At 67.1% G+C, this 17,530-nt stretch carries 12 protein-coding genes; 8 read left to right on the top strand and 4 right to left on the bottom strand.

Annotated elements, in window-relative coordinates; all coding sequences use genetic code 11:
* Window positions 1-21: 21 nt before the first annotated feature.
* A complete protein-coding gene (locus AC3XQU_RS01240) occupies window positions 22-594 on the top strand; it encodes a DUF7010 family protein (protein ID WP_489872306.1) in 573 nt (190 codons plus the stop codon).
* On the opposite strand, the gene AC3XQU_RS01235 is transcribed toward AC3XQU_RS01240, so the two are convergent.
* The gene (locus tag AC3XQU_RS01235; RefSeq protein ID WP_489872305.1) at window positions 591-1,463 is read right to left on the bottom strand and encodes a glycosyltransferase family 2 protein; all 873 of its coding nucleotides are present in this window, start codon (window positions 1,461-1,463) and stop codon (window positions 591-593) included. The two genes, AC3XQU_RS01240 and AC3XQU_RS01235, sit on opposite strands and share 4 nt — an antisense overlap.
* 56 nt (window positions 1,464-1,519) lie before the next feature.
* Between AC3XQU_RS01235 and AC3XQU_RS01230 the strand changes: the two genes are divergently transcribed.
* Window positions 1,520-2,797, top strand: coding sequence for an O-antigen ligase family protein (locus AC3XQU_RS01230; protein WP_489872304.1), 1,278 nt, complete (start codon window positions 1,520-1,522; stop codon window positions 2,795-2,797).
* Window positions 2,787-4,520 (top strand): lipid A export permease/ATP-binding protein MsbA, encoded by a 1,734-nt coding sequence (gene msbA / locus AC3XQU_RS01225; RefSeq protein ID WP_489872303.1) that lies wholly within the window; start codon window positions 2,787-2,789, stop codon window positions 4,518-4,520. Before AC3XQU_RS01230 ends, msbA begins: the two co-directional genes overlap by 11 nt.
* Before the next feature lie 75 nt (window positions 4,521-4,595).
* On the opposite strand, the gene rfbD is transcribed toward msbA, so the two are convergent.
* Window positions 4,596-6,872, bottom strand: a complete 2,277-nt coding sequence (gene rfbD, locus AC3XQU_RS01220; protein ID WP_489872302.1) for a dTDP-4-dehydrorhamnose reductase — start codon at window positions 6,870-6,872, stop codon at window positions 4,596-4,598.
* A gap of 234 nt (window positions 6,873-7,106) precedes the next feature.
* Between rfbD and AC3XQU_RS01215 the strand changes: the two genes are divergently transcribed.
* Entirely contained in the window at window positions 7,107-7,343 is a 237-nt protein-coding gene (locus AC3XQU_RS01215) for a hypothetical protein (RefSeq protein WP_489872301.1), read from the top strand.
* A 3-nt stretch (window positions 7,344-7,346) separates the two neighbouring features.
* Here the strand turns inward: AC3XQU_RS01215 and AC3XQU_RS01210 are convergent, their stop codons facing one another.
* Both AC3XQU_RS01210 and AC3XQU_RS01205 read right to left on the bottom strand, forming a co-directional pair.
* Window positions 7,347-8,810, bottom strand: coding sequence for a class I adenylate-forming enzyme family protein (locus tag AC3XQU_RS01210; protein ID WP_489872300.1), 1,464 nt, complete (start codon window positions 8,808-8,810; stop codon window positions 7,347-7,349).
* 336 nt (window positions 8,811-9,146) lie between these two features.
* Window positions 9,147-10,220, bottom strand: coding sequence for a substrate-binding domain-containing protein (locus AC3XQU_RS01205; RefSeq protein WP_489872299.1), 1,074 nt, complete (start codon window positions 10,218-10,220; stop codon window positions 9,147-9,149).
* A gap of 123 nt (window positions 10,221-10,343) precedes the next feature.
* On the opposite strand from AC3XQU_RS01205, the gene AC3XQU_RS01200 reads away from it, so the two are divergent.
* The 4 genes from AC3XQU_RS01200 to AC3XQU_RS01185 all read left to right on the top strand — a co-directional run bounded on the left by AC3XQU_RS01200 (window position 10,344) and on the right by AC3XQU_RS01185 (window position 17,528).
* Window positions 10,344-11,981, top strand: a complete 1,638-nt coding sequence (locus AC3XQU_RS01200) for an OFA family MFS transporter (RefSeq protein WP_489872298.1) — start codon at window positions 10,344-10,346, stop codon at window positions 11,979-11,981.
* Window positions 11,982-12,150: 169 nt separating this feature from the next.
* Window positions 12,151-13,854, top strand: a complete 1,704-nt coding sequence (locus AC3XQU_RS01195) for an NAD(P)H-dependent oxidoreductase subunit E (protein WP_489872297.1) — start codon at window positions 12,151-12,153, stop codon at window positions 13,852-13,854.
* 6 nt (window positions 13,855-13,860) lie between these two features.
* Window positions 13,861-16,662, top strand: coding sequence for a formate dehydrogenase subunit alpha (fdhF, locus tag AC3XQU_RS01190; protein WP_489872296.1), 2,802 nt, complete (start codon window positions 13,861-13,863; stop codon window positions 16,660-16,662).
* On the top strand, window positions 16,659-17,528 hold the full coding sequence (locus AC3XQU_RS01185; RefSeq protein ID WP_489872295.1) for a formate dehydrogenase accessory sulfurtransferase FdhD: 870 nt from the start codon (window positions 16,659-16,661) through the stop codon (window positions 17,526-17,528). The genes fdhF and AC3XQU_RS01185 overlap by 4 nt, the downstream gene beginning before the upstream one ends.
* Window positions 17,529-17,530: the final 2 nt, after the last annotated feature.

The raw sequence follows: 17,530 nt of genomic DNA, 5'->3' as shown, positions 1-17,530 counted from the left end.
AACACAATAAAGGGGATGTAGATGACCACGCTTTCTCAACTGCGGGCAGATTTCGACGAGCGCTCCAAATGCGCCTTGTCGATGCCGCTGGCCGGACTTGCTGTGTGGGCAGTGATCGGCGTGCTAGGCATGCTGCTGCCTTCGAAGAGCGCTACCCTGGCGCTTGCCTTCGGCACCGGCGCCATCTTCCCGCTGGCGCTGGCCATCGCCAGGCTGCGCGGCGAGCAATTGCTGGAGAATGATAATGCGCTCGCCAAGCTCATGGGCGCCAGCGTCCTGATGGTCAACCTGCTATGGGCACTTCACATTCCGCTGCTCATGTCGGCGCCTCAGTTCGTACCGCTGAGCCTGGGCGTCGCGCTGGGACTGCATTGGATCGTGTATTCCTGGATCATCGCGCATCCACTGGGCGTGCGCCATGCAATCCTGCGCACCGCCGGCCTGGCCGCCGTCTGGTTTGTTTTCCCGGGCCATCTCGTGACCGCATCGGCGCTCGTGGTGGTACTCGCCTACGCGTTCACGCTGCTGGAAATGCGCGGCCGCCTCGGTCGCATGGCGCTGGGCGCCGTCCGATCCGGCAGCGCCGGCGGCTAGCCGTTCGGGGTCGCTGGCTGCGCGAACTGGGGCTCGCCCGCATGTTCGCGCAGCCCGCGCACCGCCTGCGTGGTCTTGTCGGCGGCCCGGGCCAGCACCACCTTGCGGTTGCTGGACTCCTCGTCGCGCTTGGCCTCGCGGTGCCACAGGTGCAGCACCTCGGTCGCAAAGGCCCCGTCCTTGCGCAGCACGCCGGCGTGGAACAGGCGCACCACCAGGTCGGAATCCTCGTGGCCCCAGCCGACAAAACTCTCGTCGAAGCCGTTCACCTTGTCCAGGTCCGCGCGCCACACCGCCAGGTTGCAGCTCTTGATGCGGCGCCAGCTGAAGCTGCGGCGCTCGCGGCCGGCGTCGGGCAGCCGGAACAGCAGCTGCAGCACCTTGTTCATGTCGCCGCGCAGGCGGTAGCGCAGCTTGTCGATCAATCCCATCGCCGGCAGGTCGATGTGGTCCGCCAGCGCCTTTTGGGTCAGCGCGTGGCTGAGCAGGATGCGGCTGCCCGACACCAGGAAGCCCGGCCGCGCAAGTGCGCGATGGCGCGAGACGAAGTCGCGCTGGGGGATGCAATCGCCGTCGAGGAAAATGATATAGTCGCCGGTTGCCGCCAGCGTGCCGCGGTTGCGCGCCATGGCGGCGCGAAAGCCCTCGTCCGGCTGCCACACGTGTTTCAGGGGGACGGGCGAGCGAGCGCGCAGGCGGTCGAGGGTTTCCCGCGTGTTGGCAGTGGAGCCGTCATCAGCGATAATGATTTCAAAATTCTTGTCGTCCTGCAAGAAACAGGCTTCCACCACCGCCGCCAGGGCGTCCGGGCGGTTGTAGGTGGTAATGACGACCGAGATGGTCCGGGCTTGCTGCGTCGTTTGCTGCATGGCTAGTCTATGAATGGGGCGCTCAGGGTCCGCAAGAATATCCCACTAGAACATGAATGAACAATAATCAGACGAAAATCGGGGTGCCGATGCAGCGCTGGATCGGTCTCCTGGTTTTCCTGTTCCCCTTCCTCAGCCTCATCACCCCGTCCGGCATCGGCTTTTCCAGCCTCGTGTTCCTGCTCGCCGCGCTGTTCGTGCCGCGCCAGGCCTGGCGCGCGCTGGCGCCGCACTGGCGCGACATCCGCTGGGTGGTGGCCGCCTTCGGCCTGAACCTGCTGCTGGCGCTGGCCTTCGTGCTGGCGCGGCCGGAAACGCGGCTGGAATACCTCGACAATCCTTCGCGCATGCTGTTCGGTCTGAGCGCAGCAGCGCTCGTCGTGCTGGCGCGCCCTCGGCGCGCCGCGCTGTGGTGGGGCGTGGTGGCAGGCGCCGTCTGCGCGCTGCCTTTCGTCGGCTACCAGCGCATCGTGCTCGGGATCGACCGCCCCGGCGGCTGGCTCAACGCCATCACGTTTGGCGACATCGCGCTGTGCCTGGCCCTGGTGGCGCTGGCCGCGGCCATCGACTACCGTCACAGCACCCGCAAGGCCATCCTGCCGGCGCTGGGCGCGGTGGCCGGGCTTGCGGGCACCGTCATGACCGGCACCCGCGGCGGCTGGATCGCGCTGGCGCTGGCCGCGGTGCTGTTCCTCACCTATGCACACCTGCTGCGCAGCCGGCGCGTGCGCCTGCTGCTGGTCGGCAGCTTCGCCCTGTTCGCCTCCACCTTCTTCATTCCCGCGACCGGCGTGCAGGCGCGGGTTGGGCAGGGCGTCGACGACGTGCGCACCTGGCTGGACGGCGGCAGCGCTTTTACCAATGTCGGCGTGCGCCTGGAATTGTGGAAGGCCGCCGGCTACCTGATCGAAGAGCGCCCGCTGTTCGGGCGCGACCCGGAGCAGGTGCGCGCCGGGCTGCGCCAGCTGGCGGCGGAGGGCAAGATCCAGTCGGTGATCCTGCCGGCCGAGCACCTGCACAACGACGCGCTGCAGGCGCTGGCCACCGGCGGCGTGTTCGGCCTGCTGGCCTGGATCGGCATCCTGGCCACGCCCTTCGCTTTCTTTGCGCGCGTGCTCGGGCGCGAAGCGCACAGGGCGAAGCCGCAGTTTGCGCCGGCCCTGGCCGGCATGCTGGTGGTGCTCAGCTACTTCAGCTTCGGCCTGACCGAAGTGATCTTCTGGTCTTTGAAAGGCAGCATGTTCTATGCGCTCATGGTGTTCCTGCTGATGGGCTTCTGCCTGAATGTGAACAACGAATCGGACAACGGAATGGATACACAGCGTGGAAAATAAAGAGATCGTCAAACGCCTGCTGGCGATCGTCAAGCCTTACCAGACGCGCTCCTGGCTGGCGCTGCTGTCGATGGCGCTGACGGCCGCCACCCAGCCGCTGCTGGGCTGGGCGCTGCAGCTCCTGATCGACCTGGGCTTCAAGGAGAAGGTGCCGTTCAGCCTGTGGTGGATCCCCGGCGTGCTGGTCTCGATCTTCATCCTGCGCGGCATCGGCACCTTTTCCACGGCCTACCTGAACAACTGGGTCACCAGCCGCGTGCTCAACGACCTGCGCGCGATGGTGTTCGACCGCGTGCTGCGCCTGCCGGTGGCGCGCTTCCACGAAGAGTCGACCGGCAAGATCATCAACACGGTGGTGGGCGACGTGCGCCAGGTGGTCGACATGCTGCAGTCGGTGTTCGTGGCCTGCGTGCGCGACACCCTGGTCGTGATCGGCCTGCTCGCCACGCTGCTCTACCTGAACTGGAAACTGACCCTGGTGGCGATCGTCGTGATCCCGCTGACCGCCGTGATCGTGCGCACCACCACCGGGCGCCTGCGCCGTCTGAACCGCGACAACCAGCGCGTGACCGCCGAGATGACCCAGGTGGTCGAGGAGGCAACGCGCGGGCACCAGGTGATCCGCGTGTTCTCGGGCGAGCGCTACGAGCGCGCGCGCTTCCATGCGCGCAGCGAAGCCCTGCGCGGCTTCTCGCAGCGCATGACGGTGGCCTTTGCCGCCACCACCCCGATTACCCAGATCGCCACCGCGATGGCGCTGTCGCTGGTGATCGTGCTGGCGATCCAGGCCGACATGACCCAGGGCCAGTTCGTCCAGTTCGTCACGATGATGCTGATGCTGCTCACGCCGCTGAAATCGCTGGCCGAAGTCAACGGCCCGATGCAGCGCGGGATCGCCGCGGCCGAGACGGTGTTCGGCCTGATCGATGCGCCGGCCGAAGTCGACACCGGCACCCGCGAGATGGGGCGCGCCCAGGGCCACCTGCGTTTCGAGAACGTCTCCTTCCGCTATCCGAACGCGATGAACCTGGCGCTGAGCGACGTCACGCTCGAGGTCAAGCCGGGGCAGACCGTGGCGCTGGTGGGCATCTCGGGCGGCGGCAAGTCGACCTTCGTGAACCTGGTCACGCGCTTCTACGATCCGCAAGCCGGGCGCCTGACGATCGACGGCGTGCCCTACCAGGACATCCGCCTGGCCAGCCTGCGCAGCCAGCTGGCGATGGTGAGCCAGAACGTGGTGCTGTTCGACGACACGCTGGCGGCGAACATCGCCTACGGCTTCGAGACCATCGACTACGAGCGTCTCGCCGCGGCGGTCAAAGCGGCGCACCTGGTGGACGTGGTGGCCAAGCTGGAAGAGGGGGTGGACACGCGCATCGGCGAGAACGGCATGCGCCTGTCGGGCGGCCAGCGCCAGCGCGTGGCGATCGCGCGCGCGATCTACAAGGATGCGCCGATCCTGATCCTGGACGAGGCAACGTCTGCGCTGGACAACGAGTCCGAACGCGCCGTGCAGGCCGCGCTGGAAACCCTGATGGCTGGCCGTACCACCATCGTGATCGCGCACCGCCTGTCGACCATTGAACGGGCCGACCGCATCGTGGTGATGGAGCACGGGCGGATCGTCGAGCAGGGCACGCATGCCGAGCTGCTCGATGCGAATGGGATGTATGCGAATTTGTACCGCTTGCAATTCGTGGCTGCGGATGGCGCCAGCGCTTGAGTTTCAGGCTGCGGTACGAAACTAGGGGTCCGGCCTGCGCCGGGACCCCAGTTGACGTTGCAGTTGCTGTTACGCTTAACTTGCGTAATGCGCCGCCTCCCCCGGACGCTCCGCATCCCGGCCATGCGCCCGGTCCTGCATCGCCTCCAGGTAGCGCCTTAGCGCGTCGTCCAGCGACGGCAGCAGCAGCGAGCGCTCGCTCGACAGCGCGCTGAAGCCCGGCCGGCGCGCGGCGAAGCCGCACTCCCCGGACGACACCACTTCCAGGCCGGACGCATCCACCCCTGCCGCATCGCAGGCGCGCCGCGCCAGGTCGGCCCAGCTCAGCGCTTCGGCATTGGTCAGGTGCCACACGCCGCGCTCGCGGTCGATCAGGAGGTCGAGCGAGACATTCACCAGGTCCGGCACATAGGTCGGCGAGACCACCATGTCGCCCGCGGCCTGGAAGGGCTGGCCGGCTTCGAGCGCATTGAGCGCCTGGGTCACGAAGTTGTGCCTGTCCCAGGGGCCGAAGAAGGCGCTGGTGCGGATCACCAGGGCCTGCGGGTCGGCGTCCAGCACGCGCTGCTCGGCTTCCATCTTGCTGCGGCCGTAGACGCCCAGCGGATTGACGGCGTCCGACTCGACATACGGAGCGCCCTTGGCGCCGTCGAACACCAGGTCGGTCGAATAGGTCATGAAGCGCAGCTGGTGGCGGATGCAGGCCAGGGCCAGCACGGTCGGCCCGAGCGTGTTCTCGCGCATGCAGCGCTCCGCGTCGCCTTCGGCGTCGTCCACCCGCACATAGCCGCCCGCGTTGACGATGGCCCAGGGTTTGAAGCGCGTGATGGCCGCCTCCACCGATTGCGGGTCGGTGATGTCCATCTCCTGGCGCGTGAGCACGTGGTAGGCCAGGTTGCGCTTGTCGCAGATGCGGGCAAAGGCCGAACCCAGGGTGCCGGTCGCGCCGGTGATCAGGATCGGCTGCACGACGTGCGACTTGAACTGGCTGCGGATCGCGATGTCGGCCACCGCGGTGCGGGTCGCCACCGGTTTGCAGAAGAAGCGTCCCGGCCTGCGCCACCAGCCTTCGCCCTGCAGCACGGGGCTCGACAGGGGACGGCTGGTAGCCAGCTCGCGCATCAGGATGGCAAGGGCCGTGGGGCGCGGTTCGGGGCCGCGCACGTCGAAGGGACCCGGCTCGTAATAGCCGCGGCATTCGGTCACCAGGCAGTTCCAGTCGTAGGAACCGAGCAGCGCCCAGACCGTCACGGCGCGGATGTCCGCACCCTGCTGGCGCGCCTTGCGCGCGGCGTTCCAGATCTCTACCAGCCAGCGCAGCTGGTCTTCGCGGTTGGCGTCGATGTGGGCTTCGGTGATGGCGATCGGCAGGCGGTAGCGTTCCCAGGTTTCCATGAGCAGCGGCGCGATGCCGGGCGTGGGCGTGGCCAGCGCGCGCGGGGTCTCGATGTCGGCGTGGGAGATGCCGCGGTAGACGTGGCGGCGGTTCTCGGGATAGCGCTCCGGACGATGGTCGAGCCAGCGCTCGCTGGTGGCGTAATAGTTCACACCCATGATGTCGGGCGGGCAGGGGTTGTCGCGGAACCAGAGCAGCTCGTCGGCCGTGGCCTGCGAGTCGAGCAGATAGCTCCACAGCGCGTGCTGCTCGTCGACCATCCCGCACAGCAGGTCCCAGGCCAGCCAGCGGCGGTCGTTGAAGAAGGTCGCGATCTCTTCCATCTCCGGGGTACCATAGGTCTTGGAGAGGTCGTCGGTCTGGACCAGCTTCGCATCCGGGTTGACGGCGCGGATCGCACGCATGCAGAGCACGACCGCGCGGCACTGGTTGAGCAGGGCGCGCACGAAGGTGGCTTCGTCGTCGCCGTGCGGGTACCAGACGCCTGCCAGTCCGGAAAAGCGCGCCGTGGTCAAAGGTTCGTTGACCGGGGTGTAGTACTCGACCCAGGGGTAGCGCCGGGCTACCGCGCCGGCGTACTCGGCGAGCTTTTCGGGAAAGGCGGGATCGACCAGGCTGGTATGCCGCGGGCCGCTGCCGTGGTGGATCAGGCCGACGATCGGGGTGACGCCCAGTTGCTGCAGCGCCGGCAGCCGTTCGTCGGACCAGGACCAGTCGGCCGATTCGATGCCGTCGGGGGCAGTGCGTTCCCAGAGCACCGGATAGCGGATCGCCCTGATACCGAGCGAGGCGAAACGCTCGATGTCCTGCAGGCGGTCTGCATGGCCATTGCGTTCCATCTGGCTGAAGTAATTGTCGCGTACACGGTTGACCGTGCATTCCAGTCCGCCCCAGAGCGCCAGCTCGGGGGTGGCGGATGCCGACCCTGCTGGTTGGGAATGTATCTGTGTGTTCATGTTCTGACCCGCGTTTGTGAAGACAGGCACCAGCCTAATTGGGCAATAGCGCGAGTTGTGTGAAATAGCGCACATATAGGCGGCTTTTCGGACCAGTCCTACTTTTTGAGCGCAATTTCTCGGTTTGTAAGGCTAACTTCTGCGATCAGGAAACTACTGCTGATATCTGGGAATACAAAGCTGTGCGCCATGCGGCAGCTCGTCTGGGCGACAATTCGCATATAGGAGGAAGCAATGTATATGGTCTACTGGACGGTCGTCGAAGACGACACATGCACGCCGCACGAGAAATTGTTCGAGACAGCGCAGATGGTCGACGCGATGCAGCAGATGGAAACCCTGCGCCGGCGCCAGCGCGAGGGCGAGAACCTGCGCTTCATCACCATGGCGTCCGAACACCCGGACCTGGTGGGCCATCCCGGCGTGGACGTCACCGGTCCCGACTACAACTGGAAGAAGCGGCGCCGCTGAGCGTCAGGCGGGCAGCCGGCTTTTCAGGATCTTCCCGCTGGGCGCGGCGGGCAGCGCATCCATGAACACGATGCGTGACGGCCGTTTGTAGGGCGCCAGCCGCAGCGCCAGCCATTGCCCCAGCAGCGCCGCATCGACGGCGCTCGCGCCGGCCTTTTCCACGAAGGCCACCACTTCTTCCTCGCCGCCGGGCAGCGCCCGCCCCACGACCGCCGACTGCAGCACGCCCGGATGGCTGTTGAGCGCCGCCTCGACTTCGAGCGGATGGACATTGAAGCCCGAGCGGATGATCACTTCCTTCAGGCGCCCCACGATGAAGAGCGCGCCGTCCTCGCCCATCGTCGCCACGTCGCCGGTGGCCAGCCAGCCGCCGGGGCGCAGCGCGGCTGCACTTGCTGCCGGGTCGCGGTAGTAGCCGGCCATGACATTCGGCCCGCGCACCAGCAGCTCACTCGTATGGTCATCGATGCGCACCTCAACGCCGGGGATCGGATGGCCGACCGAGACGTCGCCGCGCGGCGCGTCCAGGCGGGTCTGGCACACGGTCGGCGCAGTCTCTGTCAGGCCGTAGCCATTGTGCAGCGGCAGGCCGAACAGGCGCTCGACAGCGCGCTTGAGCGCCGGATCCAGCGGCGAGCCGCCGGCATAGCAAAAGCGCAGGCGCGAGCGGATCGGCGCCGCGCCAGCCAGCGCCAGCAGGCGCGCATACATCGCCGGCACGCCCTGCAGGATCGTCAGGCTCCCGTCCCGGACCTGGGCCAGCAGCGCCTCGGCCGAAAAGCGCGGCGCCAGGTGCAGGCAGGCGCCCGCATGCAGGGTGCCCAGCATCACCGAGGCGAGGCCATACACGTGGGAGATCGGCAGCACGCCGCTGGCGTGGTCGCCCGGCGCCAGGCCACGCAGCGCGCTCGAGGTGGCGGCCACGAACAGCAGGTTCGCATGGGTCAGCATGACGCCCTTGGGCTGGCCGGTGGTGCCGGTGGTGTAGACCACCGCGGCGACCTGGGCGCCGTCGGTGCGCACCGGCTCTGGCAGGGAGTCGGGGGCTAGCGGGCCGGCCATGATGCCGCCACAGGACTGGGCCTTGTTGCGCTCGGCATGGACCAACGCTTCCGGCGACACGCTGCTTGTGTAGAGCACGCGGCGCGCTCCGGCATGCAGGCGGATCGCATCCAGCTCGCCTTGGCTCAGGCGCGCATTGACGTTGACGCTCCAGGCATCCAGGCTGGCGATGGCGAACAGCAGGGCGACTTGCGCGACGCAGTTTTCGCTCACCAGCATGACCCGGTCTCCCGGGCGGATGCCGAGGCTTCCCAGAAGGGCGGCGTAGCGGCCGATTTCCTGCTGCAGGTCGGCGTAGGACCAGGTGCGGCCGGCTTCGACCAGGGCCGGCGCCTGCGGCGTGCGGTCGGCGTGATGGCCGACGATGGCGCTGATGCGCGCGGGGAGGGTGGCGGGATCGATCATGGCGGCTGCTTTATAACCCGCTCGCCCGCACCGAGGCAAGCCGCGTCGCTCACGCCCGGGCCGAACGCCTTCCCGATCGCCACCACTTCCCCGTCCCATGGGTCAAAAAACCGGGGTCAGGTCAAAAACCGGGGTCAGGTCTGACATTCGGACACGGACTCAACTGCGGTAAGGCTGGGTCAAAAAAACCGGGGTCAGGTCTGACATTCAGACACGGACTCAACTGCGGTAAGGTCAAAAAACCGGGGTCAGGTCTGACATTCGGAGACGGACTCAACTGCGGTAAGGCTGGGCTCGTGTCCGAATGTCAGACCTGACCCCGAAGTCTGGTGCGTGTCACGCCAGGCCGAACGCCTCCCCGATCGCCACCACTTCTCCCGTCCCCTGCGCGTCGTACCCCGGCAGCGCCGCCACCAGGGCGTGATACGACGGCGCCCGCATCAGCGCCAGCAGCTGCCCCATGGCCGGCTCGTCCAGCGCGTCGCGGCGCACCGCGAAGTAATACACCTCGCGCTCCAGCGGGATGAAATCGAGCTTGAACTGGGCGCTTGCCGCGCGCATGCCGACGCCGGCGTCGGCCATGCCGCTGGCGATATACGCGGCCACCGCCGAGTGGGTGAACTCGGCGCTGTGGAAGCCCTGGATGGACTCGACCGGCAAGCCCTCGGCCGCCAGCATCATCTCGAGCAGCATGCGGGTGCCGGAGCCGGCCTGGCGGTTCACGAAACGTACGCCCGGCGCGGCCAGGTCGGCCAGGCCGCGCAGGCCGAGCGGGTTGCCGCGCGCCGTGATCAAGCCCTGTTCGCGGCCGGCCACCCGCAGCAGGCAGTGCTGGTTCGGATCGAGCCAGCGCAGATACCAGGCGGCGGTCTGGGCCTGGAAGCGGCCGATCGGGATGTGGAAGCCCGCCAGGTCGCACTCGCGCCGCGACAGCGCCACCACCGCATCGGTGCTGGTGCGGTAGCGCGAATCGATCGGCAGGGCGTCGCGGTCGACGCAGTCCATCAGGGCCGCGACCGCGAAGCCGTGGCTGGCGTCGAGCCGCAATGCGCGCAGGCGCCCGGCCGTGATGCGCACCAGCTCCGCTTCGAGTTCCGAGGCCAGGCTCTGCAGGGTCGGCGACAGGCGCGCGGCGATGCGGCGGTCGGCCCAGACCAGCTTTTGCGCCAGCGGCGTGAGCACCGTGCCGCGTCCGCGGCCGGTCTGGAGCAGCTGCTGGCCGAACAGTTCCTCGGCCGCGCGCAGCAAGCCCCAGGCGTAGCGGTAGGACAGCTTCACCGACTTGGCCGCCTGGGCGATCGAACCGGTGTCCTGGATCGACAGCAGCAGGCCGAGCAGGTCGCCCGTGTCGAGCGGGGCTTCCCCCTTGATGCTGATTTCCCAATGCGGGCGGATGTGGATGTTAAGCATATGCTCAAAATAGCCTATTTCTACCCAGAAAACATCATGTTAGTCTCGCGGAAATAACAAAATTTGATGAATTAATATGCTTTTAAAAGCATATTCCCATTCCTATAATAATCTGGAGACAACATGGCGTTATTCGGTTTTCTTGATAAGGAGCACACGATCGCGGGGCCGGGCTTCAATCGCTGGCTGGTTCCGCCGGCTGCGCTCGCAATCCACCTGTGCATCGGCATGGCTTATGGCTTTTCCGTGTTCTGGCTACCGCTGTCCAAGGCGCTCGGCATCAGCGAGTCGCTGGCCTGCCCGGCCGAGATGAGCTTCATGGCGCAGGTGTTCGCGACAACCTGCGACTGGAAGATCTCGATGCTGGGCTGGATGTACACGCTGTTCTTCGTCTTCCTGGGCCTGGCGGCCTGGCTGTTCGGCGGCTGGCTCGAGCATGCGGGCCCGCGCAAGGCCGGCCTGGTGTCGGCGCTGTGCTGGTGCGGCGGCCTGGTGATTTCGGCGCTGGGTGTGTACACCCACCAGATCTGGCTGATGTGGCTCGGCTCGGGCGTGATCGGCGGCATCGGCCTGGGCCTGGGTTATATCTCGCCCGTGTCGACGCTGATCAAATGGTTCCCGGACCGCCGCGGCATGGCGACCGGCATGGCCATCATGGGCTTCGGCGGCGGCGCCGTGATCGGCGCACCGCTGGCCGACAGGCTCATGAAATACTTCGCCACCCCGACCTCGGTCGGCGTCTGGGAAACCTTCCTGGCCCTGGCCGCGATCTATTTCGTCTTCATGGTCGCCGGCGCGATGACCTACCGCGTGCCTGCCACCGGCTGGAAGCCGGAAGGCTGGACCCCGCCGGCCGCGAACGGCAATACCATGATCACCACGCGCCACGTGCACGCCAGCCGCGTCTGGGGCATCCCGCAGTTCTGGCTGATCTGGGGCGTGCTGTTCCTGAACGTCTCGGCCGGCATCGGCATCCTGGGCATGGCCTCGCCGCTGCTGCAGGAAGTCTTCGGCGGCCGCCTGATCGGCCTGGACCTCGGCATCAATGACCTCGACGCGGCCCAGAAGAGCCAGATCGCGGCGATTGCCGCCGGCTTCACCGGCCTGCTGTCGCTGTTCAACATCGTCGGCCGCTTCGGCTGGGCGTCGTGCTCCGACTACATCGGCCGCAAGGCGACCTACTTCGTCTTCCTGATCCTCGGGGCGATCCTGTATGTGACCATCCCTTCGGCGGGTCACGCCGGCCAGCTGGCGCTGTTCGTCGCCTGCACCTGCATCATCCTGTCGATGTACGGCGGCGGCTTCGCCACCGTGCCGGCCTACCTGGCCGACCTGTTCGGCACCCAGATGGTCGGCGCGATCCACGGTCGCCTGTTGACTGCCTGGGCCGCCGCCGGCGTGGTCGGTCCGCTCCTGATCAACTACATCCGCGAGTACCAGATCGCCAACGGCGTGCCGAAGGCGCAAGCCTATGACGTGACGATGTACGTGCTGGCCGGGCTGGTCGTGGTCGGCATCGGGCTCAATGCGATGATCCGTCCGCTGGACAACCGCCATTTCATGACCGACGACGAACTGGCGGCCGAGAAGAAGCTGGCGCGCGAGAAGGAAGTGACCGCCACCAGCGGCACCCGCGGCGGCGGCGGCACGGCCGCCACCGCCGGCAACCCGGCCATGACGGCATTCGCCTGGATGGCGGTCGGCATTCCGCTGATGTTCGGCATCTGGGTGACGCTGCAGAAGGCGTCGGCGATGTTTTAATTGACGCCAGCTCAGGCGTGATTTGAACGCGCGGGCAAAATTTGCCCGCCCTACGAATTGCGGCAGCTCGTAGGGTGGGCAAGTTCCTTGCCCACGCGTTCAAGCAGCCTTCGAATAGCCGGGCTGTATTCAGTACAAGATAACGCAACATCGAATAATTGGGACACCCATGAACCACCCCATCATCCCGATCGCCATCTCCGGCGCCAGCCGCCAGCGCAAGCGCGAAGCCCCGAAGGGCCGCCGCGTCGATCCGCAAGCCCTCGCCGAAGTCCAGGCCCTGCTCGGCGCCGAGTCGCGCCAGGCCGACCTCCTGATCGAGCACCTGCACAAGATCCAGGACGCCTACGGCTGCCTGTCGAGTCCGCATTTGGCCGCGCTGGCGCAAGAGATGCGCCTGGCGCAGACCGAGGTCTACGAGGTGGCCAGCTTCTACCACCACTTCGACCTGGTGAAGGAGGGCGAGGCCGCCCCTGCCGCCTTGACCGTGCGCGTGTGCGCCGGCCTGTCCTGCGAGATGGCGGGCGCCACGGCGCTGCTGGAGAAGCTGCCTGCCTTGCTGGGCCGCGAAGTGCGCGTGCTGGCGGCGCCCTGCATCGGGCGCTGCGAGCAGGCGCCGGCGGCGACCGTGGGACAGCATGCGGTGCCGCATGCGAGCGTGGAAAAGCTGGTGGCCAAGGTGGCGCGCGGCGAAACGCGCGAAGCGTTCGGCGGCCACGTCGACTATGCCGCCTACCGCGAGGGCGGCGGCTATGGGCTGCTGCGCGCCTGCGTCGCCGGGCAGCACGAGGTCGAGCAAGTCATCGGGACGCTGGAAGCCTCCGGCCTGCGCGGCCTGGGCGGCGCCGGCTTCCCGCTGGGACGCAAGTGGCGCATCGTGCGTAACGAAGCGGGCCCGCGTCTCATGGCGATCAACATCGACGAAGGCGAACCGGGCACCTTCAAGGACCGGGTCTATCTCGAAGGCGACCCGCACCGCTTCCTGGAAGGCGCCCTGATCGCCGCCTGGGCGGTCGGCATCGACGCCATCTACATCTACCTGCGCGACGAATACCACGGCTGCCGCGCCATGCTCGAGGCCGAGCTGGAACAGCTGCGCGCGGACCCGCCGGTGCAGGGCATGCCCCCGATCATCCTGCGCCGCGGCGCCGGCGCCTATATCTGCGGCGAAGAATCGGCCATGATCGAATCGATCGAAGGCAAGCGCGGCATGCCGCGCCTGCGCCCGCCCTATGTGGCGCAGGTCGGCCTGTTCGGCCGCCCGACGCTGGAGCACAACTTCGAGTCGCTGCACTGGGTGCGCGAGATCCTCGAGCGCGGCGCCGACTGGTTCGTCGGCTTCGGGCGCAACGGCCGCCGCGGCCTGCGCTCGTTCTCGGTCTCGGGCCGCGTCAAGCAGCCGGGCGTAAAACTGGCCCCGGCCGGCATCACGATCGTCGAGCTGATCGAGGAATACTGCGGCGGCATGCAGGACGGCCACGCTTTCTATGCCTACCTGCCGGGCGGGGCTTCCGGCGGCATCCTGCCGGCCTCGATGGGGGATATTCCGCTCGACTTCGACACGCTGCAGCCGTATGGCTGTTTCATCGGCTCGGCCGCGGTGGTGGTGCTCTCCAGCCACGACAGCGCCACGGCCGCCGCGCGCAATACGCTGGCCTTCTTCAAGGACGAGTCCTGCGGCCAGTGCACGCCCTGCCGCAACGGTACCGCCAAGGCGCTCGACATCATCAACAAGCCCGTCTGGGACGTGCCGCTGCTGGGCGAACTGTCGCAGGTGATGCGCGACGCGTCGATCTGCGGCCTGGGCCAGGCCGCGCCGAATCCCTTCGACTGCGTCATCAAATACTTCCCGCACGAGCTGGCTCAAAGGTAAACCGCCATGAACGCGAACACCCCTACCGTTACATTCGAACTCAATGGCCGCCAGGTGGCGGCGCTGCCCTACGAGTCGCTGATCGAAGTCGCGGCGCGCGAAGGCGTCGAGATCCCGCGCCTGTGCTACAAGGAAGGCTATGAAGCCGTCGGCAACTGCCGCTCCTGCATGGTCGAGATCGACGGCGAGCGCGTACTGGCGCCATCGTGCTGCCGCGCACCCGCCGCCGGCATGAAGGTGCGCACGGACAGCCCGCGTGCTGTGGCCGCCCAGAAGATGGTGCTCGAGCTGCTCATGTCCGACATGCCCGAGGCCGAATACACCCGCAAGAACGAAGTCGATATGTGGGCCGACAAGCTTGGCGTGGGCAAGCCGCGCTTCGCCGGCACCCGCGCCCAGCCTCGGATCGACGCCACCCACGCCGCGATTACCGTCAACCTCGACGCCTGCATCCAGTGCACCCGCTGCGTGCGCGCCTGCCGCGACGAGCAGGTCAACGACGTGATCGGCCTGGCCTTCCGCGGGCAGGATACGAAGATCGTGTTCGACCAGGACGACGCGCTGGGCGCCTCGACCTGCGTGGCCTGCGGCGAATGCGTGCAGGCCTGCCCGACCGGCGCCCTGATGCCGGCGCGCGAAGTGGCCCTGAACATCCCGGACAAGCAGGTCGATTCGGTCTGCCCTTACTGCGGCGTGGGCTGCCAGCTGACCTATAACGTCAAGGACAACAAGATCCTGTTCGTGGAAGGGCGTAATGGCCCGGCCAACCTGGGGCGCCTGTGCGTCAAGGGCCGCTACGGCTTCGATTATGCGCACCACCCGCACCGCCTCACCAAACCCCTGATCCGCCGCGAGGGCATGCCGAAAACCGGCGACTTCACGATGGACCCGGACCGCGTACTCGAAGTCTTCCGTGAAGCGAGCTGGGAAGAAGCGCTGGCGCTGGCCGGCGGCAAGCTCGCGGCCATTCGCGACACGCATGGCGGCAACGCGCTGGCCGGCTTCGGCTCGGCCAAGGGCAGCAATGAAGAAGCCTATCTGTTCCAGAAGCTGGTGCGCACGGGCTTCGGCACCAACAACGTCGACCACTGCACCCGCCTGTGCCACGCCTCCTCGGTGTCGGCCCTGCTGGAAGGCATCGGCTCGGGCGCCGTGTCGAACCCGGTGATGGACGTGACCCGCGCCGAAGTCATCGTGATCATCGGCGCCAACCCGACCGTGAACCACCCGGTGGCCGCTACCTGGATCAAGAATGCGGTGAAACTGGGCGCCAAGCTGGTGGTGCTCGATCCGCGCCGCTCCGAGCTGGCGCGCCATGCGCACCGCTACCTGCAGTTCAAGCCCGATACCGACGTGGCCCTGCTCAACGCGATGATGCACGTGATCGTCAACGAAAAGCTGGTCGACGAAGCTTTCATTGCCAGCCGCACCATCGGCTACGACCAGCTGGAGGCCAATGTGGCTGAATACAGCCCGGAAGCGATGGCGCCGATCTGCGGCATCGATGCCGAGACCATCCGCTACGTGGCGCGCCTGTACGCCACCTCGAAGGGATCGATGATCCTGTGGGGCATGGGCGTGTCGCAGCACGTGCACGGCACCGACAACGCGCGCTGCCTGATCGCCCTGAGCCTGATGACCGGCCAGATCGGCCGTCCGGGCACCGGCCTGCATCCGCTGCGCGGCCAGAACAACGTGCAGGGCGCGTCCGACGCCGGCCTGATCCCGATGATGCTGCCGGATTACCAGCGCGTCGACAATCCCGTGGCCCGGGCGCGTTTCGAGGCCGCCTGGGGCGCCACGCTCGACCCGAAGCCGGGCCTGACCGTGGTCGAGATCATGGACGCGATCGATCATGGTGATATCCGCGGCATGTACATCATGGGCGAGAACCCGGCCATGTCCGACCCGGACGCCAACCACGCGCGCGCCGCGCTGGCGGCACTCGAACACCTGGTGGTGCAGGACATCTTCCTGACCGAGACGGCGTATTTGGCCGACGTGATCCTGCCGGCATCCGCCTTCCCTGAAAAGACCGGCACCTTCACCAATACCGACCGCCTCGTGCAGCTGGGCCGCCAGGCCATCGACCCGCCGGGCGACGCCAAGCAGGACCTGTGGATCATCCAGCAGATGGCGCAGCGCCTCGGCCTGGGCTGGAATTATGGCCACGTCTCGGAAGTGTTCGACGAGATGCGCCACACCATGGCCAGCATCGGCGGCATTACCTGGGAACGCCTGGAACGCAATGGCGCCGTGGTCTACCCTTGCATGAACGAGGGCGACGTCGGCCAGCCGGTGGTGTTTACCGAGATCTTCCCGCGCGAAGGGGGCAGGGCGCGCTTCGTGCCGGCCGATATCATCCCGGCCGACGAGCGTCCGGACGCCGACTACCCGCTGGTCCTGATCACGGGCCGCCAGCTGGAACACTGGCACACCGGCAGCATGACCCGCCGCGCCACGGTGCTCGACGCGATCGAACCCGATCCGGTGGCGCTGGTGCACCCGCTGGACATGGAGCGCATGGGTATCGCGCCGGGCCAGCCCATCACGATCGCCTCGCGCCGCGGCGAAGTGGTGCTGTATGCGCGGGCCGACGACAGCTCGCCGGTGGGGGCGATCTTCGTGCCCTTCTGCTACTACGAGGCGGCCATCAATCGCCTCACCAATGCAGCGCTCGACCCGTTCGGCAAGATCCCCGAGTTCAAGTACTGTGCGATCCGGGTCACGCCGGGCGGGGAGGTGGCCGAGCAGGGCAGCTATGGTGGCGGCCAAATCCTGGCCGGCATGGCACAATTGGCAAGATGAACCACACCGACCAGCCACGCTACCGACCTGAACTGTCAAACGCCAGCGCCCCCCTCACGCACGAGGTGGCCGCGCTGGACGAGCGCGGCCGGCCTTCAAACATCGCCATTCCGGCGGAACGTCCGCTGACGGTGTACGTGGACAAGCGCGAGATCGTCACCCTGATGACCCTGGGCGGGGCGCCGGAAGCGCTGACCCTGGGCTACCTGCGCAACCAGCGCCTGGTGCGGGCGATCGAGGACATCGTCTCGATCCAGGTCGACTGGGCGGTCGATGCGGTGGCGGTCAGCACCCGCAGCGGCATCGCCGATGTCGAGGAGCGCACCGCGAAGAAGGTCGTCACCACCGGCTGCGGCCAGGGCTCGGTGTTCGGCGGCCTGATGGACGAAGTCGACCAGATCGCGCTGCCCGTCGATGCGCGCTTGAAGCAATCGGTGGTCTACCGCATCGTCGAGGCCATCCGCACCCAGCAATCGATCTACAAGCAGGCCGGCTCGGTGCATGGCTGCGCGCTGTTTTCCCACGACGGCGAGTTGCTGTATTTTGTCGAAGACGTCGGCCGCCACAACGCGGTGGACGCCATCGCCGGCCTGATGTGGCTCGATGGGCTGCAGGGCGGCGACAAGGTGTTCTATACCACCGGGCGCCTGACGTCCGAGATGGTGATCAAGGGCGCCCAGATGGGCATTCCCTTCCTGCTGTCGCGCTCGGGCACCACCCAGATGGGCCACATGGTGGCGCAAAAGGTCGGCATGTCGCTGCTGGCGCGCTGCTCCGGCAAGCACTTCCTGTTATTGGCCGGGCATGAGCGGCTGGTTTTCGAGCCCGACCTGCTGGAACCCCTGAACGCACCCCGGACGGTGTAAAC

This window comes from Telluria sp. AZSoR62, assembly GCF_058111565.1.
Note: the sequence above shows the minus strand (reverse complement) of the source record. Positions and strands in the feature narration are given on the sequence as shown.